Raw genomic sequence first — 23,855 nt, 5'->3', positions numbered from 1 at the left:
AAATATCTTCAAGGAGCTAGCGATGAAACCCATTAGAAATTCAGCAAAAGCCATTATTATTGAAAATAATCAAATCCTCTTAACAAAGAATGAGGATCAAGCGGGATACTTCTACCTGTTCCCAGGCGGTGGGCAAGAGAAGGGTGAAGAATTAAAGAATACCGTCATACGAGAATGTGTTGAGGAGATCGGCTATCGCGTGCTGCCCGAAGATATTCTATTTATCAGAGAATACATTGGCAAAAATCATCAGTATGCGGAGTGGGATTATGATGTGCATCAGGTTGAATTTTACTTTAAATGTGAAATCGATCATGAAGCGGGTATTTTCAAAGCGACTAATCTTGATGAGGTCCAAGTTGGTATGGAGTGGATTGATATAGACAAGTTAGACGAGATCCGAATATATCCCAAAGGATTAGTGAATCAGATAATGAATAAGATAAGTAAGCCTTGTTATATTGGAGACTCGAATTGATGAAATACGTGAAACCAAATTCATTTTGATGGGGTGAGAGATGGGTTACGTTGAAGAGTTAAGAGCAATCGTGGGTCATAGACCTCTAATTCTTGTAGGCGCAGTCATTATCGTGGTAGATGAAGAAGGCAAACTATTACTCCAACAAAGGAAATACCCGAACGGTTCTTGGGGGTTACCAGGTGGTTTGATGGAACTAGGCGAATCGGTAGAAGATACAGCCCGAAGAGAATTATTTGAAGAGACGAACTTAACTGCTGGAAAGTTAGAGTTAATCAATATTTATTCAGGTCCGGGCAATTTTGTAAGGGCAGCGAATGGTGACGAGTTCTACGTTGTCGCAACGGCATTTTATACAACTGAAATTACTGGGGAACTATTGATAGACGAGTCAGAATCGCTGGACATGAAGTACTTCTATCCAAGCGAGATTCCAGCACGAACAGTTAAAAGTCATCAGAAAATGATAGATGAGTTTATAGAGAAGCATTATCACAAGATCAAAGGACAAATAAATTAATGTCTTAAGGCTAAAGGAGCAGCTCATGTTAATTCGTCTTGCAGATGAAAACGATATCGATCAACTCATAAAAATGAGATGGGATTTTACTTTTGAATTTAGCACTGTGTTAGAGGAAGAAGATGAAGTATACGAGGAGTTTTATTCGGAGTGTAAACAATTTTTGACATCAGCATTAAAGAGCAAGAACTGGTTTGTTTGGGTTGCGGATGTGGATGGGCGAATTGTATCACACGTATACCTCGAATTGGTTCAAAAGGTTCCTCGGCCGGGAAGAATTACGAACCCTTATGTATATATGACCAATGTTTATACGATTCCTGAGCAACGAGGGCGGGGGATTGGTAGCAACATGTTCCAGAAAATTGAGGAATGGGCAAAGTTTCAAATGTACGAATTTATTATCGTATGGCCGAGCGAATGGAGTACCGAATTTTACGAACGAAATGGGTATAAGCTTTGTAAGGAACCGATGGAACTATCTTTCCTGTAATGGAAAGTGTAAGAAAGAGAGGGACTGAAACTTAGAATGGACATTGAATTATTAAAATATGTTCTGGCTTTTGTTTGCTGCTTCTTACTAATCCCAATTCATATTCTTATACATGAACTTGGGCATGCTTATTTTGCACTACTCTTCACCAATAAAGAGGTTTCGATCTATATGGGTGAGTTTGAAAAAACTAAATACAAGTTGAGGATGATGAGACTTACAATTTATTGGAATAAAGCATTACCAATGACCGGATTCGTTAATACTGATAAGATGCCTTTTAATAAATACAAACATATTTCTATCTTTCTTGGTGGGCCCTTAGCTTCAATTATGATGACGATCATATATGTTGTATTAATTTTTTATGCTTCAGATCCAATATTAAGAATCATTTATTACGGAGGATTGATGAATGCAATAATCCAGTTTTTCTGTACGATCATCCCAGTGAGATATAAGCACGGAGGCTATAAAGGGATGAAAAGCGATGGATTACATGTGTTAGAGATAATGAGGGGTCATGGTTGATTAGATAAAAATACACACAAGATTATCAGACATCAAGGATTATGAACTTGGTGTCTTTATTTAATAAAGCTGAAAGTAGTAAAAGAGGAGGAACTAACAAGATGAAGCTGAAGTGGTTAGAATGGGCAAAGCAGATTCAATCGATAAGTCAAATTGGGTTAGCTTATTCCAAAGATGTGTATGATCTGGAGAGATTCGAACAGTTAAGAACGTTAAGTATTGAAATTATGCAAGAGTATGTTGATGTTGAAACAGAACAACTGAGAACTCTTTTTGCAAGTGAGACAGGTTATGCAACACCGAAAGTGGATGTTCGAGGTGTAGTTTTTAAAGAGAACAAGATCTTACTGGTTCGAGAGCGAATGGATGGAGCATGGTCACTACCGGGCGGTTGGGCAGATATTGGCCTGTCTCCGAGGGAGGTTGCAATCAAAGAAATCCGGGAAGAGTCTGGATACGAAGCAGAAGTGATTCGCTTATTAGGTGTTTATGATACGAAGTTCCACGATCATCCACCATCCCCTTTTCATGTCTATAAATTTTTTATTCTTTGTGAAATTGTGGCTGGACAAGCACAAGAAGGTGTAGAGACACTCGAGGTCGCATTTTTTGGGATAGATGAATTACCGACACTCTCAACTGAACGGAATACGGAAAAGCAAGTTAAGATGATGTTTAATTATCTGAAGGACCCCAATAGAGATGTGTTTTGTGATTAATTTCGTGCTTGTAAATCTATCGCTAGGAGAGTAGGCATCCCATTGAAAAAGACGATAATCACGATTCTCATATTCAGTTGCTTGTATGGTCTTTATAGTTTTTTTAATAGTAAAAATAATTCCCAATCTATGAACGTAGAAAACTTAGGGCTATTACTTAATCAAATTAAAATTGGACAGGAAGTTTCTCTAAAGAACTTAACGGATTTTGACTGGGATCAAGTATACATTGTACCTCCCTATAGCGATCCGAAATCATTGAATAACATACAAGGATTAGAACGTATTGAAAGTTCCATTCAAGTCAGCGACACAATAAACTTAATCATTTTTGTAAAAGAAAACCAATTAACTAACTATGCAGAAATACCTAGAGATAAAGCGGATTTTTCATTTGTTACACGTAAAGAATTTAAGTCGGATGAGGCTATTTTTGTTAAAAAGAAGTCACCAGTGGGCACAACTTTTATAAATAAATTCAAAAAATAAGGAGCAGATGAGATGAGCAGTGATCCTGTTTTCACAGTAAGAAATCCGTCAGGAGTTTATTTGATCATCATAATGGCTATTTTTGCAGGTTATAATCTGAATGGCTTACTGTTCAATGAAACATTAAATAATGAGAGCCATAATATTAAGGTTGGAATCATTGCTATGTGCTCGGTGGTCATCATTGTTTCATTTATTCGTACCTTTCTAAGTAAATCAAGAGAAATCACTTTTACTAGACAGAGCTTTGTAATTGGTGGGAAGGAAATAAAAGCAGACGATATTTCAACGATTATGATCACCTACGGAACTAAGCCTAACATTGGCATCAGACCGAATAGAAAATTAATCGTACCGATGAGTTTAGCTTTTAGATTTGAAAAGGATCAGGATAGTGGGCTCCGTCAATTGGAGCAATGGGCGAAAGATAATTCGATCGAAATTACACGCGGTCAGTTCATGAAATGGATTTAGGAGGGATTAGAGTGGAAGACAACCATTATTTTACATTGGAACAAGTGGCAGAGGGAGTATGGGCTGCGATTGTTGTACCCGGTTCAGGAGCACTTGGAAACGCAGCGATCCTAGACTTAGGCGACATTACTATAGTGGTCGATACGTTTATGCTGCCAGAAGCAGGGTCGTTACTTCGTCAAGCTGCTGTAAATTTAACAGGTCGTGAAGTAGAATATGTGGTAAATACGCATTTTCATGGGGATCATCACTATGGGAATCAGGCTTTTGTGGGAAGCACTTTTGTATCGACTGCAGGTACTAGAGACTTTTTGAATGGATTGGAATCATTGGACTATGAAAAATGGCAGCTTGCCATTCGCGAACAAATTGTAGCACTAACACATTCAAAAGCAATTCAAACAGATGAACGTGTAAGACAAGCACTCACGTATGAAATCTCAGATAAAGAACATTTATACGTCTCGGTACCAACAATAAGACGCGTACTTGCATCCATGACATTCACAGATCGTTTTGTAATCCACGGATCAAAGCGGACTGCGGAAGTCATGACTTGGGGTGGTGGACACACGATGAGTGATGCTTTTGTTTACATCCCTGAGGACAAAGTTCTGGTGGCTGGTGATCTCGTTCTTGGAAAATCTCATCCAGCTATGCTGCATGGCAATTCGGAATCATGGGTTGCTATTTTAGATCAAATTGGGAATGAACTAGAGGTCAATTGTGTTATTCCCGGTCATGGACCTGTAACTGGGTCTGAAAGTATAACTGAAATGAAGAACTACATCAAAGACATTGAGATTTATGCGAAGAAGGCAGCAGATAGCGATCAATCGATCGATTTTTGGCTGGATCAGGGTGATCTCGAACCTTATGATTCATGGTTGCTTTCTCATGTGTTTGAATGGAATTTAAGACATCTTTTTAAAAAGTATCAAGTCGCAAAAATGGTTTGAGCAAAGGGCGGGAGGACTTCAGAAATGACTAGAAAAGCATATGTTACCGATTTAGATGGAACATTACTGAGGTCAGATCAATCTATATCTGACTTTACAACTGGAGTAATAAATGATTTGTTAGAACAGGATACGGTGATTACTTTTGCGACAGCTAGAGGATCAATAAGCGCTGACAGCGTTGTGAGTCGAATTTCTTGGAAGTATCCGGTTATTTTGTATAATGGGGCGCTAATTTATGATTGGATAGATAAGAAGGTCATTGGTGGTTATTGGTTAGATGTTCTTACAACGAATGTGGTCATTGAAATAGGTAGTCAGCATGGAATTACGCCATTACTATTCTGCTTAGATAAAGGGGATAAAGAGCGAGTATTACATGAGAAGCTGCAGCGATATGGGGAAACGGAGTTTGTGCATAGTCGGAAAAATGATCCCAGATTCACTGAAGTGGATGGTCTAGAATGCCCGCCAGATCACCGCACACTTGCACTGACTTATATTGGCTTGAAAGAAGAACTTGAACCGATTCTAAATGAAGTGATGGAGAAGCTAGGAAACCAAGTTCATTTACATATGATGAAGGATTATTACATTGACAATCATTATTTCTTAGAAATCAGTCACCCCAAAGCCAATAAGAAAGACGGTCTCAAGCTCTGGGCAGACCATATGCATATCGATATTCAAGATATCGTTATTTTTGGAGATCATCTGAATGATCTTGGGTTATTTGAAGTTGGTGGCACCAAGGTTGCGGTTTCTAATGCACAAGAGTCCATTCTGAATCTTGCGGATCATGTGATCCAAAGTAATAACGAGGATGGAGTTGCGACGTATTTAGTAAGTAAGGTTGGGTTGGTTAAATGAAGATTCGCATTATAGGATCTTGTGGGAGTGGCAAGTCGACAGCTGCGAGAACCTTTTCAGAACGCTTTAACATCCCATTTTATGAAATCGATAATATTACTTGGGATCGAAGTGCTGAGAATCTGCGGTACCCTGTTGAAGTGAGAGATGAAACATTCCGGTCAATCATAGATCAGGATGCATGGATTGTAGAGGGTGTGCATTTATCATGGACAATGGAGAGTTTTAGGCAAGCTGATTTCATTATCATCCTTCACCCACATGTACTTGTTCGTGATTACAGGATTATTCGAAGGTTTATTCGATCTCGGGCAGGGATTGAACCGTGGAACTACAAGCAATCGGCTAAGAATCTTTGGAAAATGATTTCCAAGTGGAATCATGGGTATAACATAAACGAAGTATTTGAAGCGACAAAAGATTATACCGATAAAAGGTATGTTGTGAAGCGTAATGCTGATATGATGCAATGTATAGAGGAGATTACAAAAGCATTGGAGATTAAACCATGAAAAATCTATATTCATTACTGATTGGGATCGGCATATTGCTAGTGATTTCTTTAGTCGCCTATTTAACAGGTGAAGTAAAAATCATTGTAAATTATGCAGGTATACTGGGACTGCTCTCGATAGGTATATCAGCTGTTCTGACAGGTGGTTTTGCTGACAGCGGGACACTAAGAACGGGTTATCGCGATGAACAGGGAAGAGAAGATCGCGAGAATCGAATGAAATGGGCAACCTATTTTCTTTTGATCGGATTGCCGAACCTGGCTGTGGCGGTCGTATTATATTTTCAACATTAATTCGAACAGAAGGAGATAGAGCACTGTTAGATGACCATAGAGGAAAGGGTGTTGGAACGGCTTTAATGACGAAATTCAAAAGCAATGGGAAAGAATCAGATTGGAGAGTGAAAATGTGAATACGAGAACGATAAGCTCATCAGAAAAGTTTCTACGAACTACATTGGCAATCATTGGATTTCCTTTATCTTTAGCACATCTAGCCATTGTCAAAAAAGACAGAATGAAACATAAACCAACGGGTCAGTTTGTAAACGTAGGAAATCATAACCTTCATGTGAATGTAACTGGGCAAGGGAAGCCTACAGTAATTCTGGAAGCAGGTATGGCCGGATGTTCGATAGATTGGTGCTTCGTGCAGCCCGAAATTTCTAAAAATGCGACGGTACTTTCGTACGATCGTGCAGGGTTTGGCTGGAGTCCCAATTCACTTGAAATACCGACGTGCGAAAATTATGTTGATGATCTGCGATTACTGTTGTCAAAACTGAACCTAAAGCCACCTTATGTTTTAGTTGGACACTCGTATGGCGGCTTGATGATGCGTCTTTTTGCTTCAAAATATCCAGATGAAGTGTCAGGTTTAATTCTAGTAGATTCCGCTCATGAAAATAGATACTTACTTGATCGTATGAGTGAAGAGAGAAAACTTCAAATACATAAAGCAAGTAGACAAATAAAAAAAGGATATTTACTAGCACCACTTGGTATTCCTAGAATGATGAAGCTTTTTGTGGGAACCAAAAAATTACCTACTAGAGAGCTAAATATTGTGAAAGCGTTGGGCTATCAGGCAAAATCATTCAAAGCGGCTTATCTAGAGTATATGAACTCATTTGAGAGTGGAAAGCAGCTGCAAAGTGCCGGTTCATTGCCTAGGGAAATGCCAGTAACCGTACTATCAGCTGGAAAGCAAAATGAGGAATGGAAAAAAGATCAAGATTTTCTCGCTCAATTAACCAATCGAACCAAACAAATCCATGTGGATAGCTGGCATGCGATTCAAATTCACGAACCAGAAATTGTAATTAAATCGATTCAAGACATGCTTGAAAATACCATTTAAAGGAAGTTATCCTCTTATGAAATCTTATATATATGGATTAATGACAGAAGAGTACGCGATAACGATATCGAATTGGGCTTATCCAGAGCCCTACACCATGTATAGTATGGATGGTAGTGAAGAGAGTATTTCAGAGTTTATGAACGGTAAATTTTATTATGTTCTGAACCTAGATCATGAATTAATTGGCTATATCTGTACGGGAGTTTCTGCACGAGTACCTGGCGGTTATGCGGTTGGGATCTATGGAACGGATCAATATTTAGATATTGGATTAGGACTTAAACCTGAAGTGACGGGCAGCGGGTTAGGAGCAGCATTTTTGACAAGTGGACTTGAGTTCTTGAATAAACAATTTAATTTGACCGATTTTCAACTTGTAGTAGCTGTATTTAATGAGCGGGCCATTAAAGTGTATGAACGTGTTGGGTTTAAGCAAGGGATTATTTTTAAAAGCAAAGTGAGGGAGCAAGACGTAGATTTTGTCGTCATGAATTACTCTATTGTTCATTGAATCAGACATTAGGTTTTCGCGAAGTTATTGGGAAGAAAGAATGATGCATGAGCTAGATCTATAGCGGAATCCAAGGAGGTGCAGAAATAAATGATGCTTTCGTTTGATATTGGAGCTAATCGATTTCATTACAAAGCTGGAATGATTCTGATCCATAAAGATAAAGTCCTTTTTCAAAAACCTAAGAATGAAGACATCTGGTTTCTTCCAGGTGGCAGAGTGGAATTTTTCGAAACATCAGAAACTGCGCTGGATCGTGAAATGATGGAAGAGCTTAACTTATCACTTAAGAGCAAGCAGTTAGTCTGGTTAGCTGAATATCTTCTAGAGTTAGGTGAGCGTCAGATGCATGAGCTTGGACTTTATTATCACGTGACCGTAGAAGAAAACGAACCCATACTGACAGCAGAAGGTGAATTTGTCTCTATGGAACCGGATTATCTTCATAAATGGATAAAGCTTGATGAACTTGATACGTACAACATTGTGCCAAAATTCGTTATACAAGAATTAAGAGATTTGGATCTGTCCAAAGGAATTAAACAAATCGTATGCAAAGCTGCACAGGTGTCAGAAAAGGAAGAAGTCATGATTTCAGCCTATAACCCAGATTGGATCTTAGAGTATGAGTGTGAGAAAGAAAAACTGACTGAAGCTCTTGCGGATGTTATGCAAGGAATTGAGCACATTGGAAGTACTTCAGTTCCAGGACTATCAGCAAAACCAGTCATTGATATGATGATCGGAGTTCGTAATCTTCAAGAGATTCAAGATCATCATAAAGAGTCGCTACATGCCATTGGTTATGAGTTCGTGGATCATGCTCAATTTCCAGAGAGAAGATTTTTCCGAAAAGGAGCTTGGCGCGCGGGAACACATCATTTGCACATGTACACAATCGATTCTGAACATTGGCAGTCGAACTTACTTTTTAGGGACTATTTAAGAAAGAACCCCGACACATGCAAAGCTTACATGGATTTGAAAAATGCACTGAAATCTCTTTATCCGAATGATAGGGTGAAGTATACGGAAGCAAAAGCTCCTTTTATAAGAAGTGTAATAAAAAAAGCAAAAGAGGAGGATTGAATGAGGGAGACATTTATCGTAGCGATTGCGGCAGTTTCTGGTGGCGGGAAGTCGACGATAACGACACAGCTTAGTAAAATGTTACCTAATGCTAGAGCATTATTTTTTGATGAATATGAATTTGATGGTCCTGATGATATTTGTGAGTGGGTTGAGCGTGGCGGAGATTGCAATGAATGGGATATAGCGCCGATGATACGGGATATAGATGATTTAATGTCTGATTCATCTACACTTGTAAACTTCATTTTACTTGATTATCCGTTTGCTTACTCACATAGCGAGATGCTGCCTTATATTGATTTTACTGTATTCATTGATATACCTCTTGATATCGCAATGGCTAGGCGGATATTGAGGGATTTTGAAGGAGTTTCATTAGATGAAATTCTTAAGGATTTACATAACTATCTGCTGCGTGGAAGAGATGCTTATCTAAATATGCTAAACACAACTAAACCCAGTTCAGATTTGGTTTTAGATGGTTCGTTGCCTATCGATGTAATTGTAGAGCGGATTACTGCGGCAATTAAAGAGTTACAATGATTTATAAGAAACAAAGTCTGCCAATAATCCAAAGAGAGGTTGTTCTATCACAATTTACAATTTTAGTAAATCAATCTCGAAATTGGAGGGTTATTTCAATGACTTTGGGGCTGAAAAGGATCAATTACCTTGGTTATGCAACTGGTATCTTTTCGATCATTCTTTGGATTATTCTAGTCTATGTAAACCCCTTTTCTCCTGTTGAGATGAGTAGGAGTAGTATGAACATCACACTAACTATGCTAGCTCTTCCTGCCTGTTTATTCATCATTGGGATCAATCGTTCAAGAAGCTCAATCTTGTTGATCGCTTTTATATGGAGCTTTCCATATAGCTTGTATATGCTGCGTACACCAGGCATTTTTCTACTGTTTGGTGTGACGAGCTTGATGTATCTGATCTGTTTCATTTTGTTTCGGTTACACAAAGTAAGGTATTAATATGAATTATGGAATCGAGGTCCTATCTTGGAAATTAAGAAAATTGAACATATTTCCCTTGATCAGTTAAAACGCTTAGGCGAGTTCGGTTATGCCGTTAATCAGAAGTACGAGGTGACGAAAGAAGAAGTCAGCAATTTTTGTTCCATTCATATGACGCTGCAAAGCTTAGATGAACCCTATGTGAAGCAAGATCTGGTTACGGATCAAGATTATGATAGTTATAAGGAAATTGTTGAGTTAGGCTTTTCATTCGGAGTATTTGTGGATGATCAAATGATTGGGATAGTGATTTCCGAGCCCCAAGACTGGAACAATACGCTATTAATCTGGCATCTCCATGTTCATGAAGATCATCGAAGAAAATCATATGGAAAGCTGCTTCTGGAGAACACCGTTGATCTTGCACAAGAGCATGGATTTAGAGCTGTCACATTAGAGACGCAAAATACGAATGTCGCGGCTATTCATTTTTACAAACAATGTGGGTTTGAGATCGAGGGTATTGATCTATCCCTCTACGACACCGAAAAAATTGGCCGAGAAGAAGTAGCGCTTTTTTTGCGAAAAAGGATGGTATAACATGATTCATTATCAATCGATGACTAAAGATCAGTCTAACAAACTGGGTGAAATTGATCGGTCCGAATCGATCGACCTTATTTATGAGATGCAAGATGGAAAGCTTACTGAGGTGCCGATAAACAATGAATGCCAGAACTGGGATGTTGAATTATTAAGAGAGATGCAAGAGAGGTTTATTCATGAATTGGATCATGATGGCATGGCGATTGGAGCATTTGACGGTGATCTATTAGTCGGGTTCGGTGTGCTTGCCCATCAGTTCAGAGGTGCGAATCAAGATCAACTTCAGGTCGATCTCATGTATGTCTCCAGAAATTACAGAAGACAAGGCATTGGCACGCGGATTATGAACGAACTGAGTACGGAAGCGAAGAAAAGAGGCGCGAAATATTTATATATTTCGTCGACGGAGACGCGTTCAGCAGTTTCCTTTTACCAAAATAATGGTAGTCAGCTGACAGATCATGTGGATGAGGAATTGTTCTTGAAAGAGCCCTTAGATATTCATATGCTTAAAGAATTATAGCCTTACCATGCACACTATGGATAGGAGGTTTGATGGATGTACATTCCTAAACATTTTCGCGTAGAAGATGAAGAAGTATTATACGATTTTATCGATAATAATAGTTTTGGTATTGTATTCTCCACTCATGAGAACGCGCCAAATGCCACCCATTTACCGTTGATCTTGGATCGAGAGAATGGCTATTTGTATGGGCATTTCTCTAGAGCGAACACCCATTGGATCGACATACAGAACCAGGAAGTGTTGGTCGTTTTCCAAGGTCCACACAGTTATATTTCATCTTCTTGGTATGAGACGAATTTGTCCGTTCCGACTTGGAATTACATTACCGTGCATGTGTATGGAACCGTTGAGCTAATAAATGGTAAAGAAGAGTTGCTCCATACGCTGGAGAATATGGTTGGAAAATATGAAAATCCAGACAGTCCCTATCAGATCGACGAATCGAATCATGAAATAATAGAAGGTCTTATGAAGGGGATTGTAGGATTCAAATTGAATATCAATAGAATAGAAGGTAAATGGAAATTAAGTCAGAATCACTCGAAGGAACGCCAACTGCGTGTTATTGCAGAACTTGAGAAATCATCACGTGATGATGATGGAGAGATTGCTGCATTAATGAAAGTGAATATGTAAAGATTAAGGAGCACCTCAAGATGAGTGAGCAATGGACAGGCGCAGCGGCAATCTGTGTGAATACGAACAATGAGATACTTATGGTTTTACAAGGGCAAGCGCATGAGGAAAAGAAATGGTCTGTCCCTTCTGGAGGAAAGCATGCTTATGAGAGCTACGAAGAATGCTGTAAACGTGAAGTCTTTGAAGAAACAGGTTACGTAATTGAATTAAAAGAGATGTTGTTCGTGAAGAACCAGATCGTACATTATTTCTTAGCTGAGGTTACAGGCGGAGCACCAAGTATCCAAGATCCTGATGAACTCATCTATGAAATCGCTTGGAAAAGTGCTGAACAGATAGAGTCGCTCGAATTATCGTTCGAGGAAGATCGCGAGTTATTGATACAATTTTTAAGAGATGGGGGGAAATAGTATGACAAGTCCAATAAAGAACCAGATTGGTTCTGTCTTTATTCCTGTAAGTGACATTGAGGTTGCAAGAGATTGGTATTGTAGCATTCTTCAGCTATCGACTGAAGGTGAGATTTTGTTCGGGCATTTGTTTATTGTACCGATGCAGGGTACCGCAGGAATTATTCTCGATAGCAAGATTTATTCTCCGGAAAAAGTGTTTCAGACTCCAGCTTTTCAATTCATTACAGACGATATCGAGCAATCCTATCAATACTTACAAGAAAATGGAGTTGAGCTAGTGACAGGCATTGAGAATGGCCAGTGGTTTAACTTCAAAGACCCTGACGGCAACTTATTCATGGTTTGTAAGTAGGATTAAGGTTGGCCAACTTCATGAAAAGTAATCGAGATGACTTGTTCATTAGATACTTGAAAACGGATCGATACAATTACACCAAACTCCTTGTTTCCGCTCTTAAGGATGAGTTTGAATTTTTCCTCTGAGATATTACTGTCTATTTGCGTGCGACCTAGGTGCAGATATTCTGTGATTGAAGTATGGTATTTGTTCAACGTTTCTTGGACAGCGATTTTACCCCATTTAGCGTATTCCGGCTCTGCCGAGACTTCGTCTTTAAATGTAAATAGATATAGAGCGGCAACGACAAAGAAAGAAACGAGTATCTTTTTCAATGATTAACCTCCTAACAAAATATGGTTGTATTATTTGTATCTTCATGCTTGAATATGTAGAGGTAAAGGGGGAGTAATAAAGTGTCATTTTTAAACGTGTTAGATAAAGGCTATGTTCGGTTAGTGAATCATATGGGGTCGGACTTGAGTGTTGTAAATGCGGCCCGTGTTTCCTATGCAAAAGAATCTAGTGAACTTAGTGAGCGAGATATAAAGCTAATCAAATTTCTGGCGAGAGAAGGTCATACTTCTCCATTCAGACATGTCATGCTGCAGTTTGAGGTTTACGCTCCATTAATGGTTGCTAGACAGTGGTGGAAGTATGTGATTGGATCTGCCCACATGGAAGGTACGGGTGAAAGTCTGGAGGCGTGGAATGAGTCCAGTCGCAGATATATTACGGAGGAACCGACATTCTATATACCATCCTCAGATGAGTGGAGAAGCAAGCCGGAGAACTCTAAGCAAGGTAGCGGGGATATTCTGGATCAAGAACTCGGGATTAAACTAACAGCTGAATTACAGAATTACATAGAACTAGGTGTACAAAAATATGAAGCGGCACTGAAGGATGGGCTTTGTGCGGAACAAGCAAGACTGTTCTTACCCTCCTATGGGATGTATGTAAGATGGTATTGGACAGCTTCGCTGCAGTCTGTATGCCATTTCCTCAATCAAAGATTGGAACATGATGCACAGAAAGAGATTCAAGATTATGCAAAAGCGATTTTAGAGCTAAGCAAGCCACTGTTCCCGGTTTCGATTCATGAATTGATGGAAAAATAGATTGAGCCGCCTTTATGAAGGCGGTTTTCTTTTTGCAAAACAGGTCCCATTTTATGCTAAGGCTATGTTAAATTCTAATGTTGATATTTGACCATAAGAAAACCGCCTTGGTGAAAAAGTGGTTCATTGAGCTATCGTACCCGGTAGTAAATCTGTTTTTATTGAGTGTCTTCGTCGCTTTTGTACTCCAAAATATCACCTGGCTGACAATCCAAAGTCTTACATATCGCTTCTAATGTTGAAAAACGAACCGCTTTTGCTTTCCCATTTTTCAGAATGGAGAGATTCGCCATAGTAATTCCAACTCTCTCGGAAAGCTCCGTTACGCTCATTTTTCGTTTTGCTAACATCACATCAATATTAATGATAATTGACATATCCTCCACCTCATACCGTCAAATCATTTTCTGATTTTATGTTAATCGCTTCTTGTAAAAGCCGTTGGAGGATAGCAGCAAAAACGGCGATAACCAACGAAGCAAAAATGATGATGAGTCCCATTAATCCAATAGGAGGGTCAACTTTCTTCGCTATAAAACGAAAGAGTGGCGAACCTAAAACATACAAACCACTGATTGTAATCGCACAGCACTTTATGTTCTTTAACGCCTTTACAGATAATTCCGAGAACGCTGTGTTCTCGTCAATGTACCGTAAAAGATTGAAAGCCTGATAGAGAGCAAAGTAAAAAGGCACAGCCGCTCCATACATCACGATGAAAACGAGATATTTCATTAGGGCAATATTTGGATACAACTTTGCTGCGAAATTCGCCATATGGGGCACTAAAAATATACACAAAGCAAGCACTGCAATTCCAGCCAGAAAAATAATTACCTTTAAGAAAGTGGTTGAACCTCGTTTAACATTCATTTAAAACACCTTTTCCACTTATTTAATGACAACATGATTTTAGCATACGATTTATTGTTTTACAATAAATTTATATTGTTTTTTATTATAGTATTATGGTTATTTGAATATCCTTTTAATTTTGAAAAATATAAAAAGCATTTCTAATTACAAAGAAATGCTTTTACTTTAAAATGTTAAATTTACCCGTTAGCTTCGTCCAACGTATCAGCAAGCTTTTTCAGTTCCTTTCAATCCATAGGTAAATCATCTCCGAACAGTGATCAACAACGAAGTTAAACATAGCCTATGCTAAAAATGATATAATACCTACATTCCAAATCCTTACAAAACATGTTAGGGGAGTAGAGAAGGATTATCTGGCTGGCTCAAGAGTGCCACTGAGCAGCGAAAACAATTTTTTGTTGATATCTCTAAACTTAGTAAATAGGAGAAGATTTTTGCTTTCTCTGTCATTATGTTTAGATCTAGGGTTGGCGAATGTAGCTATTATTAAGACATTGGTGATTTATTTTATCTGACGCTGGTTTTGGTTGGCTTTACGGCGATATTTCAGCTTGTGTTGGTGAAATGGATCGTATGGATTTGCAGTTGTCGTAGGGGCTATTATGGCACAGATCAATAGGGTAGATTGGATGATGATAGGCGTGTTTGCTGCTGGTTTTTTTTCAGCAGGCGTCGTATGGTCATTTGGTGTTGCATTCATTAGAAGTAAATCTGGAAACCTACTGGGACAACGTTTCGTAAAAGGAATATCGATTGCTTCGGAGATTATATTTTTGTATTTTTCAATTAAAGTGTTTATGGATGGATTAGAATTGGGCTAGGTAAGTAAATTTTAATAGGACAAGAGAGAGGAGACATCATGATCAGATTAGATCAAGTGAAGTATGAACAGAAATCAGTGTTGAGAAATCTGCTTGAGTTATATAAGTACGATTTCACAGAATTCGATCCGGAAGATGTGAATGAAAGTGGCTTATATGAATATATGTATCTGGATCATTATTGGACCGAAGAGGGTCGATATCCCTATTTCATCCGTGTAAATGAACAACTTGCTGGCTTTGTATTGGTTCGTGAGTTAGGCGTAGATGCACAGCAGCGTACAATCTATTCGATTGCGGAATTTTTTGTAATGAAGAAATATCGTCGTAATGGTGTAGGACAATTCGCTGCTAATGAGATATTCCATACCTTTCGTGGCGTGTGGGAGGTTGCTGAGGTGGATACGAACGAACCGGCGCAGCATTTTTGGAGAAAAACGATCGCTGCCTACACGAACAACAACTATCAAGAAATTCAAAAAGAGAATTGGGACGGCCCGATTCAAACCTTTTGCAACTAGTTCCATTTAGGAGGATGTTATGTTATTTCCAATCCGTGTTCGACCAACCGCACTTATTATTGAGAATGATTCTGTCCTACTGATCGAGTACAATAATCCGGAAAAAGGCGTGCATTACTTTTTACCTGGAGGTGGGGCAGAGGAAGGCGAGACGATTAAAGAGACAGTAAGAAGAGAGTTGCTAGAAGAGACGATGGCGGAGGTTACAGTTGGCTCAGTGGCATTCCTATGTGAGTGTGAGCCACAAAAACGTGTGATCGAATATAGTCCGTTGGATCATGTGTTATTCATTGTATTTGAGTGTCAGCTTGCTGCAGGTTCTAATCCAAGATTGCCTGATTTGCCAGATAAGTATCAGACTGCTGTGAAATGGGTGCCACTCACTGAGCTGCATACCATCAACCTCATGCCAGATATGGAAGAGTTGATTCTTACTTTTGCTAAGGAAAAGAAAAGTGTTGCATTTTTAGAAGATCATGTCGTTCGTAATCTAACTTCGGAGGTTATTTAAATGCTAAATATGGATCATATTTTATTAATCAAAGATATTCCTGGGTATCCCCCTCAAATAAGTCGGTTACTCTCCATGATGAATTATGCGAGATATACGACGCTCAAGGCAGTTGAGTATTTGACAGTTGAGCAATTGGATTACTTAGTTGATCCCGAAAGCAATTCGATTGGCGCATTATTATTGCATTTTGCAGCAGTAGAATATGCGTATCAAGTGACGACATTTGAAAAAAGAGATCTAAACGAAGAAGAGGAAAAAATTTGGGGAGCGGCATTAGAACTTGGTGCCGTGGGAAGAGAGCAGATCAAAGGGAATGATCTTCAATATTATTTGAATAAGTTAAATGAGGTTAGAGAACAAACATACAAGCTATTCCTAACGGTTGATGATGAATGGCTTCATACAGAGACGGAATTCTGGTATGGCAAACAAGCGAACATTTATTTTATGTGGTTCCATGTGTTTGAAGATGAAATTAATCATAGAGGACAAATTCGCATGATTCGGAAGAAGCTGCCGAAGAGCGAATAGATGTCTTGAGTGGTAGGGGAAGATGGGAAGATGAATCAACAGCTAACGAGTATTTTTAATCAAATGAGAATTGTGATTGAGTCGATTGTGGTCATACTTGATCAACTTTCGGAGGATGATCTGTCGATTAGACCTGCAGATCATAAAAGATCAGTCAGAGAGTTAATCGATCATATTTCTCTTATCTGTAAGGCAGATTTTTTGATCCTAAATGAAACTACACAAGAACAAATGGAGGCGTTTTATGCCTCTCAAACCTTACATGAACTAGCGGATGTAAAGAGGGAGTTACTAGTTAACCATACTTTCCTGAAGGAGCAGTTTACGAAGTATAGTGAAACTGAACTATTTGAAATGAAGCAATCCTATTGGGGAGTTTCGTATTCACGCTTCGAGTGGCTTTTACAAATCCTGTGTCATTTATACCACCACCGCGCACAATTGCATACAATTGTCACTTCTCAAGGCAAAGAACTTCATGTTAATTTGTTCGAATAGTTCAGGATTATGGTGTCTTGGAAGGAGCCCCGTTCATGAGTGCCGAAACACAATTCGCATTTAATCAATTTGTTATTATTGCAGTTGTAGCATTGATCACTTTTTTTATTGTCAAAACAATCCTACGTTTTAAGAAAAAGTAGAAACGAGTTGAACAAGTTTTATGAACTTATATCATTTTAGCGAGGAACCCCATATTGAAATCTTTCATCCTAGGGTTAAGTATAATCGGCAAGATATGCCGCCAGTCGTCTGGGCGATTGATGATGCGCATGCATACACGTTCTATTTTCCGAGAAAATGTCCAAGAATTGTGGTGACCCGAAGTGAAGGTATGAGTGATGAAGTAGAAACTCAGTTCTTTGGCCATAGCAGATCGGATAAGATCATCACCGTGGAAACGAGTTGGTATAAAACGATTCGAGATACCACGATTTATCGATATGCTATGCCTTCTGAGAGTTTTCAATTATTCGATGCAACAGCAGGCTATTACATATCCGAAGAGACCATTACTCCCTATGAAATGATATCGATGAACCATCTGATAGATCGATTAATAGATTTAAATATCGAAGTCCGATTAACTCCGAATCTACATCCATTGTGCGACGCAATTGTTAATTCAGACTTGCAAGGTTTCAGTATCCATCAATTCGATAATGCGAGACAAGTCGAGTGATACTTTAAATTTACATCTAACAACAAAAAGACGCCCGACGGCGTCTTTTGCTTATTTACCTTTGTAAGTACGAGTTCCTTTTTTTCCTGTATTAGGATTCTTGTTTGGCTTTGTACTGTAGTTGTTTTTCACGGTTTTATCCGCTTTTGTGCGTTGATAAGATTTAACTTGCGTTCCGTTGCTTTTTTTGTAAGAAGACACTTTAGTTGATGAAGACTTGCTCCCAGTACCAGGTCCGCTCGTTTTAGAAGAGTAGGAACTCTTGGAAGCAGATCCTTTGGAGCTAGAACTTTTGGATGTGCTAGCCGTTTTTGCAAGAGCAGAGCTGGAAAAGCTAAATACGAGTACGAGTGTAGTAAGTAAGATGAAATATTTTTTTGAATTTTTCAACTGTTCTACCTCCTTTCACTCAAATCATAGTAATTCCTTTCCAGCCTGTCAATCCTGTGTTCTATAAAATTATTAGATTATATATTTGCTTGACTCGGTATATTATGGATGTTACCATCCATATAGATGGTGTAGGGATTATTTTTCATTATTATTGTTAAAAAAAGGAGGGCGATAAAGTGTCTGAAACGGAGAAAATTACGATTAATCTTGGTGCGGTCGATTTGGGACAGATTGATTTACTGGTTGAACAAGGTTTTTATTCCAATCGGACGGATCTGATTCGGACAGCTATACGTAATCAAATTCATTCACATTCTGATGAAATTAAACAAATTGTGAAGGAAAAATCGGTTGTCATTGGTATTCAAGTCCTGACGAAGAAAGAACTTGAAGATCTTCGTGCTCTTAGGAAGGAGAAGATCATCAAAATTGTCGGCATGCTGATTGTAGAACCCGATGTTCCGCCATCTCTTTTTGAAGAAACGATTGATTCAATTAAGGTATACGGCATGATTAAGGCTGAGCCTGAAATCAAGAAGTTGTTGTTGAAGTGAAATATCCATCAAGATCATACCTTATGAGCGCTCCTATTATGAGATAAATGAGGGATATATCATGCTGTTATTTAAAAATCCAGCCTTCACGAAGTTGTTCTTTGCCAATGTGACCTCTCAATTAGGTACGACTGTCGGTAATTTTGCTTTCGCCTTTTATTTGCTCGATCGATTCAGTTCACAGCCGTATTATGCAACCATTGCGGAGCTGATGTACTCATTGCCGACTTTGGCTGTATTCTTGTTCGTCGGGGTACTCGCTGACCGTCTGGATCGCAAAAAAATTGCAGCAAATAGTGACTGGATTCGTGCTGGTCTTACCGTGGTGCTCTTATTATGCTTACAAGCGGATTGGTTAATTGTTGCATTTGTAATCTTGTTCTTACGTAGTGCTGTATCCAAGTTTTTTGGGCCAGCAGAGACAGGTTTATTACAGGGGGTTATGGACCCTGATCAATATGTGCACGCAGCAGGATTGAATCAATCGGTTGCAGGTATCTTCATGCTCTTCGGAATGGGGCTTGGATCACTTGCTTATCAATTCCTCGGTATTGAAGGCGCGCTTATTATTGATGGTGTAAGCTTTATTATGTCGGGTATTCTGATTTCGCTGTGCCGAATTGCGCCAGAAGTTTGTCAGCCTAGTGGAAAAGTACATATTCGCGACCTGAACTTGCGATTAATTGTTTCCGACTTTCGTGATGGGTTTCATTATATATGGGGCCATAAGCTGCTGCTTGCGATTATCTCTGGCACATTGCTGTTTGGTTTCATAAATGGTGTATTTGCAGTTCTTCCATTGTTTATGATGAAATATAAGCTGAGTCCTGATAATTACGAATTATATGCTTCACTCTTCATGACCTTTCTTGGTTTAGGTTTCTTAGTCGGAAGTGTATTTGGGGCTAGTCTCATTAAGAAATTTTCGAAAGTGAATGTATTGATCGTAGGATTGTTGTTGACAGGTATTGTGTGCTTAGTGATGGGATTTTTGGAGAACATTTGGCTCTACTTATTCGCAACATTCATAATTGGTTCCAGCATTTCACCGGTTAATGTTGTCTTTGGATCGTGGTTCCCTGAATTGGTTGACCCGAAGAATATGGGGAAAGTGAATGCGTGGATGGAACCCCTTATGATGTTGGGTCACTCCATAGCCCTCGGTATAATAGCACTTGCCTTCCCAAGATGGATAAGTGTTGAAGTGCTTAACTTACTTATTGGAGTCTGTATCACCGGGGTGGGTATTTATTACGCTTTCGTGATCCCTTCTCTGAATCGCAAGCACAACAATCAGCAACAATTGGAGACCGAGCGTAGTGCTGCTGTTTAAGTGTCGATAATGTGCTACCGCAGCAACAGCTTACTGAGACTCACCCGGTAGGCTGTTTTTTTATTGTTTTCCAAAGGGATTTCAAATTTGTTTACATAACATAAAAAGATGTTAACAAAATACCGAGCATCCGCATACTTTTCTTCATAGCACTAAACAAATACCAGCAAATGTATGAACTGGAACTTATCATAAATCGGATCACTTTTAAAAACTACCTGGACAGAAGGTTACAATTTATTGATAGAAAGTTGGACGTGTAAATGTTAGTATTAATTTAATTCATAAATTTATAAATATTTCCAATATGACTGGAGACAACGATGAAAAAAACGATGTTAGTTTCAAGTGTATTCCTAATACTTTGTGCAGGTTGCTCTCAAAGTAATAGTAATTCAAATGAATCTGTTAAGACCCCAGAGAGCACTAGTGATCCAATAATTTATCAGACCAAGGAAACAGAAAAGGAAGTGAAAGTTGTAAAAAAAGTAATACCTGAACCATATTCTCTAGCCCTTACTAAGATAAAAGTAGGTGATTTTGACACTGCATTGAAGTATCTTGACTTGACGATCAATGATTTCAAAGATAGCCCTTACGTATATAATGCTCAATTGCTTAAGAGTATTCTATATCGAGGTAAGGCACAAGCCATTCTTGAATTGTCTTTGATCATTGCAAAGTCTCCACAAAAAGGGATAGAGTTGTATAGTAAGGCAGAACTCAGTAATCTTAAAGAAAAATTGAATAAAATTAACAAAGATATTAAAGACAATACGAATTTGTTGGTGAGTTCAGCGAAATTTACATATGATCATTTTTCAGAAATCAAGGATAGTATTGAAATTACAAATATAAATGTTAATTCAATACCAAGCGATGGTGATCTTTCTTTCTTTGAGAAAGTTGGGTATCCTTTTCCGACAGATGACGAATTGAAATCATACTTTAATAGAAATTATGCAAAATACGTATCAACGATCCTAGAAATAACGATTAAAGATAATAAAGTTATGTTCCCTGAGTACTTCTTTTACATGGGGAATGGAATAGGTAAAGATGACAAAGTATTGACTAAATTATTACTTGAGAAAACAATTGAACTAACAGAGAGCGATAAGTACAACGAAATAAGAATTAAAGCACAAGATACTTTGAAATCAATCCAATAATGCAGGATGATGATATGATTCTGCGAAGCTATTAATGATCCCATCACAAAAACAGCCCTAGCATCCTTCTACTTAGAAGGGATTGCTAGAGCTGTTTTCTTTTCTTAAAATTCATGATCATTTATGCGCGGTTTTCCATTTGTTCATAAGCTGCTCCCGATTCTTCGCAGCAAGATCAAATCGATAATGAGGTAGCAGGTTCTCCATTTTTGCAGATGCAAGGAGGGGGTTAATGGGGAGATCGGGCTTTACTGGGAACGAAAAGGCCGTATTCATATAATCGATCTGTACATCACGTGAGAGCATGAAATCTACAAGCTTCTTGGCAGCAGCGGGATTGTTACCGCCTTTCAGAATGGAGATCGCACCAATCTCCCAGCCAGCTTGCGGTGGAATTACGGAACGGATATCGTAGCCTGAATTTTTGAATCGTAATTGATCCCCTAAGAAGCTAACAACAGCCGCAACTTCACCTTCAGCTAATCGCTGTGCACTAGTAATCCCTGCGAATGTAGTGGTCGTACTTTGGTTTTTAAGCGCTTGCATAAGTTGGATCGCTTCTTGTTCGCCGCGCTCTTGTGCGAGGGAGGCGAGTAATGTATAGCCAGTCCCTGATGTTTCAGGATCGGAAATTTGGATCTTACCTGCTAATTCTGGACGTAATAAATCTTCGTACCGCTGCGGCATAGGTAAAGAAGCAAGGTCTGGATCGCGCTGCCATACATTTGGATTGACTCCAATGGCGAGAGCACCCATGTACATGCCTGTCCAGTAGCCGTCGCTATCTTTATATTTAATCGGAATGTTCCCAATAGCAGGGGAGAGGTAGTGCAATGATTTGTTCTTGTTCTTGAGCTGTTCATGCAAGTCGGCAGGACCGCCAAGTACGACATCGATTCCTGTTTTTCCAAGTGTAAGCAAGTGATAATTCGCTTCACCGCTGGACATTCGGATAATCTCATAAGGCTGGTCTGTCTTTTTCTTGAATGTCTCAAGAAGAATTCTTCCTTCATCTTCTTGAAAAATGACATAGACTTTCAGAGGTTGGTTGCTCTTTTTTTCACCCAATAGCATAAAGCCAAGCACACTTAAGAATGAAAGGGTGAGTAGGATCAGTATTTCTTTTCTCCACATGCAGGATATCCCTCCTAACAAAAGACAACAAAGGAAACAGGAGTTTCCTTTGTTGTAGTTATCTAATAGCTATTCTATTATCGCATACTATAGCGATTAGTTGAGATTAAATATCTTTAATGACGTGAATTTTTTCAGTTAAAGTGCTGATTGTCACATCGCCTTCATAGCGTGTTTGACCAACGTCATAGACGTCAACAATCCATTCTTTGTTATCTTCTGCAAGGATAAAGTAACGTTCTTTCTCCCCTTGGAACATGGAAGATTTCACAACACCTTTTAAGACAAAATCATTGTCGCTATAGGGTGCATTGATACGCAGGGATTCTGGACGGATGCACAGCAGCACCTTTTCTCCTTGAGAAACGACTTCATCTGTAGATGCATGTATGGAACGCGATTGATTCATCCCATTATACGTAATCGTAATTTGGTTACCAGCAGCTTGATGTACGGTAGCATCAGCGAAGTTGGTTGTTCCAATGAAATCTGCGACGTAAGCCGTACGTGGTTTGTAATAGATTTGATGTGGTGTGCCAAATTGGTCAATTTTTCCTTTATTAAAAACAACGATCTGATCAGACATGGAAAGTGCTTCTAGTTGGTCGTGAGTTACGTAGATAACAGTTAGGCCTAGGTCTTGTTGAATAGCTCGGAGCTCAACACGAACCTCTTCCCGAAGCTTCGCATCCAAGTTGGATAGCGGCTCATCGAGCAAGATAATAGGGGAGTTCATGACGAGTGCTCTTGCCATAGCAACACGTTGCTGTTGTCCACCGGACATTTCATGCGGATAGCGCTCCTCAAGACCTGTAAGTTTAACTTTTGCAAGTGCTTCTTGAACACGTTGTTGGACTTCAGCTTCAGGACGTTTTTGAATATCGAGTCCGTAAGCGACGTTATTAAATACGGTCATGTGAGGGAATAGGGCGTACTCTTGAAATACCATCGGTGTTCCGCGTTTATAGGGTGGAAGATCGTTAACGACTTTGCCGTCGATACGAATCTCACCCTCATCAATCGTATAGAAACCTGCAATGGAGCGCAGCAATGTGGTTTTACCACAACCACTGGGTCCAAGGAAAGTGATGAACTTTCCTTTTTCAATTTGAAGATCAATTTGTTTGAGGACGTGATTATCGCCAAACACTTTATTTACATTTTTTAAATCGAGTAATACTTGCGAGCTCATCTGCCTCA

Annotated in this window: 37 protein-coding genes; 31 read left to right on the top strand and 6 right to left on the bottom strand. The window is 39.0% G+C overall.

Annotated features, from left to right (window positions below; all coding sequences use genetic code 11):
- Window positions 1–22 precede the first annotated feature (22 nt).
- The 21 genes from ACSBOP_RS11570 (at window position 23) to ACSBOP_RS11470 (ending at window position 12,517) form a co-directional block, all read left to right on the top strand.
- Complete coding sequence (locus tag ACSBOP_RS11570) at window positions 23–478, top strand: NUDIX domain-containing protein (protein WP_442600689.1); 456 nt, start codon at window positions 23–25, stop codon at window positions 476–478.
- A gap of 40 nt (window positions 479–518) precedes the next feature.
- Window positions 519–998: an NUDIX hydrolase gene (locus ACSBOP_RS11565; RefSeq protein WP_442600688.1), complete on the top strand. Its 480-nt coding sequence runs from the start codon at window positions 519–521 to the stop codon at window positions 996–998.
- 25 nt (window positions 999–1,023) lie between these two features.
- Entirely contained in the window at window positions 1,024–1,491 is a 468-nt protein-coding gene (locus ACSBOP_RS11560; protein WP_442600687.1) for a GNAT family N-acetyltransferase, read from the top strand.
- Between the two features lie 36 nt (window positions 1,492–1,527).
- A complete protein-coding gene (locus tag ACSBOP_RS11555) occupies window positions 1,528–2,022 on the top strand; it encodes a site-2 protease family protein (RefSeq protein WP_442600686.1) in 495 nt (164 codons plus the stop codon).
- Between the two features lie 101 nt (window positions 2,023–2,123).
- Window positions 2,124–2,741 carry an NUDIX hydrolase gene (locus ACSBOP_RS11550; protein WP_442600685.1) on the top strand — a complete coding sequence of 206 codons (618 nt, stop codon included), beginning with the start codon at window positions 2,124–2,126 and terminating at the stop codon, window positions 2,739–2,741.
- 42 nt (window positions 2,742–2,783) lie between these two features.
- Window positions 2,784–3,230, top strand: a complete 447-nt coding sequence (locus ACSBOP_RS11545) for a hypothetical protein (RefSeq protein WP_442600684.1) — start codon at window positions 2,784–2,786, stop codon at window positions 3,228–3,230.
- 12 nt (window positions 3,231–3,242) lie between these two features.
- Window positions 3,243–3,704 (top strand): hypothetical protein, encoded by a 462-nt coding sequence (locus ACSBOP_RS11540; RefSeq protein ID WP_442600683.1) that lies wholly within the window; start codon window positions 3,243–3,245, stop codon window positions 3,702–3,704.
- An 11-nt stretch (window positions 3,705–3,715) separates the two neighbouring features.
- On the top strand, window positions 3,716–4,663 hold the full coding sequence (locus tag ACSBOP_RS11535) for an MBL fold metallo-hydrolase (RefSeq protein WP_442600681.1): 948 nt from the start codon (window positions 3,716–3,718) through the stop codon (window positions 4,661–4,663).
- A gap of 24 nt (window positions 4,664–4,687) precedes the next feature.
- Window positions 4,688–5,533 (top strand): Cof-type HAD-IIB family hydrolase, encoded by an 846-nt coding sequence (locus ACSBOP_RS11530; RefSeq protein WP_442600680.1) that lies wholly within the window; start codon window positions 4,688–4,690, stop codon window positions 5,531–5,533.
- Window positions 5,530–6,045, top strand: a complete 516-nt coding sequence (locus ACSBOP_RS11525; protein ID WP_442600679.1) for a hypothetical protein — start codon at window positions 5,530–5,532, stop codon at window positions 6,043–6,045. Before ACSBOP_RS11530 ends, ACSBOP_RS11525 begins: the two co-directional genes overlap by 4 nt.
- Entirely contained in the window at window positions 6,042–6,341 is a 300-nt protein-coding gene (locus ACSBOP_RS11520; protein WP_442600678.1) for a DUF5316 family protein, read from the top strand. Before ACSBOP_RS11525 ends, ACSBOP_RS11520 begins: the two co-directional genes overlap by 4 nt.
- A 115-nt stretch (window positions 6,342–6,456) precedes the next feature.
- Window positions 6,457–7,407 (top strand): alpha/beta fold hydrolase, encoded by a 951-nt coding sequence (locus ACSBOP_RS11515; RefSeq protein WP_442600677.1) that lies wholly within the window; start codon window positions 6,457–6,459, stop codon window positions 7,405–7,407.
- A 16-nt stretch (window positions 7,408–7,423) separates the two neighbouring features.
- A complete protein-coding gene (locus ACSBOP_RS11510; protein WP_442600676.1) occupies window positions 7,424–7,921 on the top strand; it encodes a GNAT family N-acetyltransferase in 498 nt (165 codons plus the stop codon).
- A gap of 90 nt (window positions 7,922–8,011) precedes the next feature.
- Window positions 8,012–9,010, top strand: a complete 999-nt coding sequence (locus ACSBOP_RS11505; RefSeq protein WP_442600675.1) for a GrpB family protein — start codon at window positions 8,012–8,014, stop codon at window positions 9,008–9,010.
- Window positions 9,011–9,556, top strand: a complete 546-nt coding sequence (locus ACSBOP_RS11500) for a hypothetical protein (RefSeq protein ID WP_442600674.1) — start codon at window positions 9,011–9,013, stop codon at window positions 9,554–9,556.
- A gap of 98 nt (window positions 9,557–9,654) precedes the next feature.
- Window positions 9,655–9,996, top strand: a complete 342-nt coding sequence (locus ACSBOP_RS11495) for a hypothetical protein (protein ID WP_442600673.1) — start codon at window positions 9,655–9,657, stop codon at window positions 9,994–9,996.
- Window positions 9,997–10,023: 27 nt separating this feature from the next.
- Window positions 10,024–10,578: a GNAT family N-acetyltransferase gene (locus ACSBOP_RS11490; protein WP_442600672.1), complete on the top strand. Its 555-nt coding sequence runs from the start codon at window positions 10,024–10,026 to the stop codon at window positions 10,576–10,578.
- A gap of 1 nt (window position 10,579) precedes the next feature.
- The gene (locus ACSBOP_RS11485; RefSeq protein WP_442600671.1) at window positions 10,580–11,107 is read left to right on the top strand and encodes a GNAT family N-acetyltransferase; all 528 of its coding nucleotides are present in this window, start codon (window positions 10,580–10,582) and stop codon (window positions 11,105–11,107) included.
- Window positions 11,108–11,143: 36 nt separating this feature from the next.
- On the top strand, window positions 11,144–11,749 hold the full coding sequence (locus ACSBOP_RS11480; protein WP_442600670.1) for an FMN-binding negative transcriptional regulator: 606 nt from the start codon (window positions 11,144–11,146) through the stop codon (window positions 11,747–11,749).
- A 20-nt stretch (window positions 11,750–11,769) separates the two neighbouring features.
- Window positions 11,770–12,162, top strand: coding sequence for an NUDIX hydrolase (locus ACSBOP_RS11475; protein WP_442600669.1), 393 nt, complete (start codon window positions 11,770–11,772; stop codon window positions 12,160–12,162).
- Between the two features lies 1 nt (window position 12,163).
- Window positions 12,164–12,517: a VOC family protein gene (locus ACSBOP_RS11470; RefSeq protein ID WP_442600668.1), complete on the top strand. Its 354-nt coding sequence runs from the start codon at window positions 12,164–12,166 to the stop codon at window positions 12,515–12,517.
- Between the two features lie 2 nt (window positions 12,518–12,519).
- Here the strand turns inward: ACSBOP_RS11470 and ACSBOP_RS11465 are convergent, their stop codons facing one another.
- A complete protein-coding gene (locus tag ACSBOP_RS11465) occupies window positions 12,520–12,837 on the bottom strand; it encodes a DUF3889 domain-containing protein (RefSeq protein WP_442600667.1) in 318 nt (105 codons plus the stop codon).
- 132 nt (window positions 12,838–12,969) lie between these two features.
- Here ACSBOP_RS11465 and thyX point away from each other — a divergent pair, with 132 nt between their 5' ends.
- The gene (thyX, locus tag ACSBOP_RS11460) at window positions 12,970–13,623 is read left to right on the top strand and encodes an FAD-dependent thymidylate synthase (protein WP_442604456.1); all 654 of its coding nucleotides are present in this window, start codon (window positions 12,970–12,972) and stop codon (window positions 13,621–13,623) included.
- A 158-nt stretch (window positions 13,624–13,781) separates the two neighbouring features.
- On the opposite strand, the gene ACSBOP_RS11455 is transcribed toward thyX, so the two are convergent.
- Both ACSBOP_RS11455 and ACSBOP_RS11450 read right to left on the bottom strand, forming a co-directional pair.
- Window positions 13,782–14,000 carry a helix-turn-helix domain-containing protein gene (locus tag ACSBOP_RS11455; protein WP_442600666.1) on the bottom strand — a complete coding sequence of 73 codons (219 nt, stop codon included), beginning with the start codon at window positions 13,998–14,000 and terminating at the stop codon, window positions 13,782–13,784.
- 10 nt (window positions 14,001–14,010) lie between these two features.
- Window positions 14,011–14,496: a DUF2975 domain-containing protein gene (locus ACSBOP_RS11450; protein WP_442600665.1), complete on the bottom strand. Its 486-nt coding sequence runs from the start codon at window positions 14,494–14,496 to the stop codon at window positions 14,011–14,013.
- A gap of 608 nt (window positions 14,497–15,104) precedes the next feature.
- Between ACSBOP_RS11450 and ACSBOP_RS11445 the strand changes: the two genes are divergently transcribed.
- The 6 genes from ACSBOP_RS11445 to ACSBOP_RS11420 all read left to right on the top strand — a co-directional run bounded on the left by ACSBOP_RS11445 (window position 15,105) and on the right by ACSBOP_RS11420 (window position 18,069).
- Window positions 15,105–15,323 carry a hypothetical protein gene (locus ACSBOP_RS11445; RefSeq protein WP_442600664.1) on the top strand — a complete coding sequence of 73 codons (219 nt, stop codon included), beginning with the start codon at window positions 15,105–15,107 and terminating at the stop codon, window positions 15,321–15,323.
- Window positions 15,324–15,361: 38 nt separating this feature from the next.
- Entirely contained in the window at window positions 15,362–15,844 is a 483-nt protein-coding gene (locus tag ACSBOP_RS11440; RefSeq protein WP_442600663.1) for a GNAT family N-acetyltransferase, read from the top strand.
- Between the two features lie 19 nt (window positions 15,845–15,863).
- The gene (locus ACSBOP_RS11435) at window positions 15,864–16,355 is read left to right on the top strand and encodes an NUDIX domain-containing protein (RefSeq protein ID WP_442600662.1); all 492 of its coding nucleotides are present in this window, start codon (window positions 15,864–15,866) and stop codon (window positions 16,353–16,355) included.
- A complete protein-coding gene (locus ACSBOP_RS11430) occupies window positions 16,356–16,889 on the top strand; it encodes a DinB family protein (protein WP_442600661.1) in 534 nt (177 codons plus the stop codon).
- A 30-nt stretch (window positions 16,890–16,919) separates the two neighbouring features.
- A complete protein-coding gene (locus tag ACSBOP_RS11425) occupies window positions 16,920–17,387 on the top strand; it encodes a DinB family protein (RefSeq protein ID WP_442600660.1) in 468 nt (155 codons plus the stop codon).
- A 163-nt stretch (window positions 17,388–17,550) separates the two neighbouring features.
- Window positions 17,551–18,069, top strand: a complete 519-nt coding sequence (locus ACSBOP_RS11420; RefSeq protein WP_442600659.1) for a DUF6886 family protein — start codon at window positions 17,551–17,553, stop codon at window positions 18,067–18,069.
- 51 nt (window positions 18,070–18,120) lie between these two features.
- Here the strand turns inward: ACSBOP_RS11420 and ACSBOP_RS11415 are convergent, their stop codons facing one another.
- Window positions 18,121–18,459, bottom strand: coding sequence for a hypothetical protein (locus tag ACSBOP_RS11415; protein ID WP_442600658.1), 339 nt, complete (start codon window positions 18,457–18,459; stop codon window positions 18,121–18,123).
- Between the two features lie 179 nt (window positions 18,460–18,638).
- Between ACSBOP_RS11415 and ACSBOP_RS11410 the strand changes: the two genes are divergently transcribed.
- From ACSBOP_RS11410 to ACSBOP_RS11400, 3 genes are all read left to right on the top strand, one after another.
- Complete coding sequence (locus ACSBOP_RS11410) at window positions 18,639–19,016, top strand: CopG family transcriptional regulator (RefSeq protein ID WP_442600657.1); 378 nt, start codon at window positions 18,639–18,641, stop codon at window positions 19,014–19,016.
- Between the two features lie 61 nt (window positions 19,017–19,077).
- The gene (locus tag ACSBOP_RS11405) at window positions 19,078–20,349 is read left to right on the top strand and encodes an MFS transporter (protein WP_442600656.1); all 1,272 of its coding nucleotides are present in this window, start codon (window positions 19,078–19,080) and stop codon (window positions 20,347–20,349) included.
- Between the two features lie 323 nt (window positions 20,350–20,672).
- A complete protein-coding gene (locus ACSBOP_RS11400; protein WP_442600655.1) occupies window positions 20,673–21,521 on the top strand; it encodes a hypothetical protein in 849 nt (282 codons plus the stop codon).
- A 117-nt stretch (window positions 21,522–21,638) separates the two neighbouring features.
- Here ACSBOP_RS11400 and ACSBOP_RS11395 read toward each other — a convergent pair whose 3' ends face one another.
- Both ACSBOP_RS11395 and ACSBOP_RS11390 read right to left on the bottom strand, forming a co-directional pair.
- On the bottom strand, window positions 21,639–22,655 hold the full coding sequence (locus ACSBOP_RS11395) for an extracellular solute-binding protein (RefSeq protein WP_442600654.1): 1,017 nt from the start codon (window positions 22,653–22,655) through the stop codon (window positions 21,639–21,641).
- A gap of 106 nt (window positions 22,656–22,761) precedes the next feature.
- Window positions 22,762–23,847 (bottom strand): ABC transporter ATP-binding protein, encoded by a 1,086-nt coding sequence (locus ACSBOP_RS11390; protein ID WP_442600653.1) that lies wholly within the window; start codon window positions 23,845–23,847, stop codon window positions 22,762–22,764.
- Window positions 23,848–23,855: the final 8 nt, after the last annotated feature.

Source organism: Paenibacillus sp. KN14-4R, from assembly GCF_052180255.1.
Lineage (GTDB): Bacteria > Bacillota > Bacilli > Paenibacillales > NBRC-103111 > Paenibacillus_AM.
Note: the sequence above shows the minus strand (reverse complement) of the source record. Positions and strands in the feature narration are given on the sequence as shown.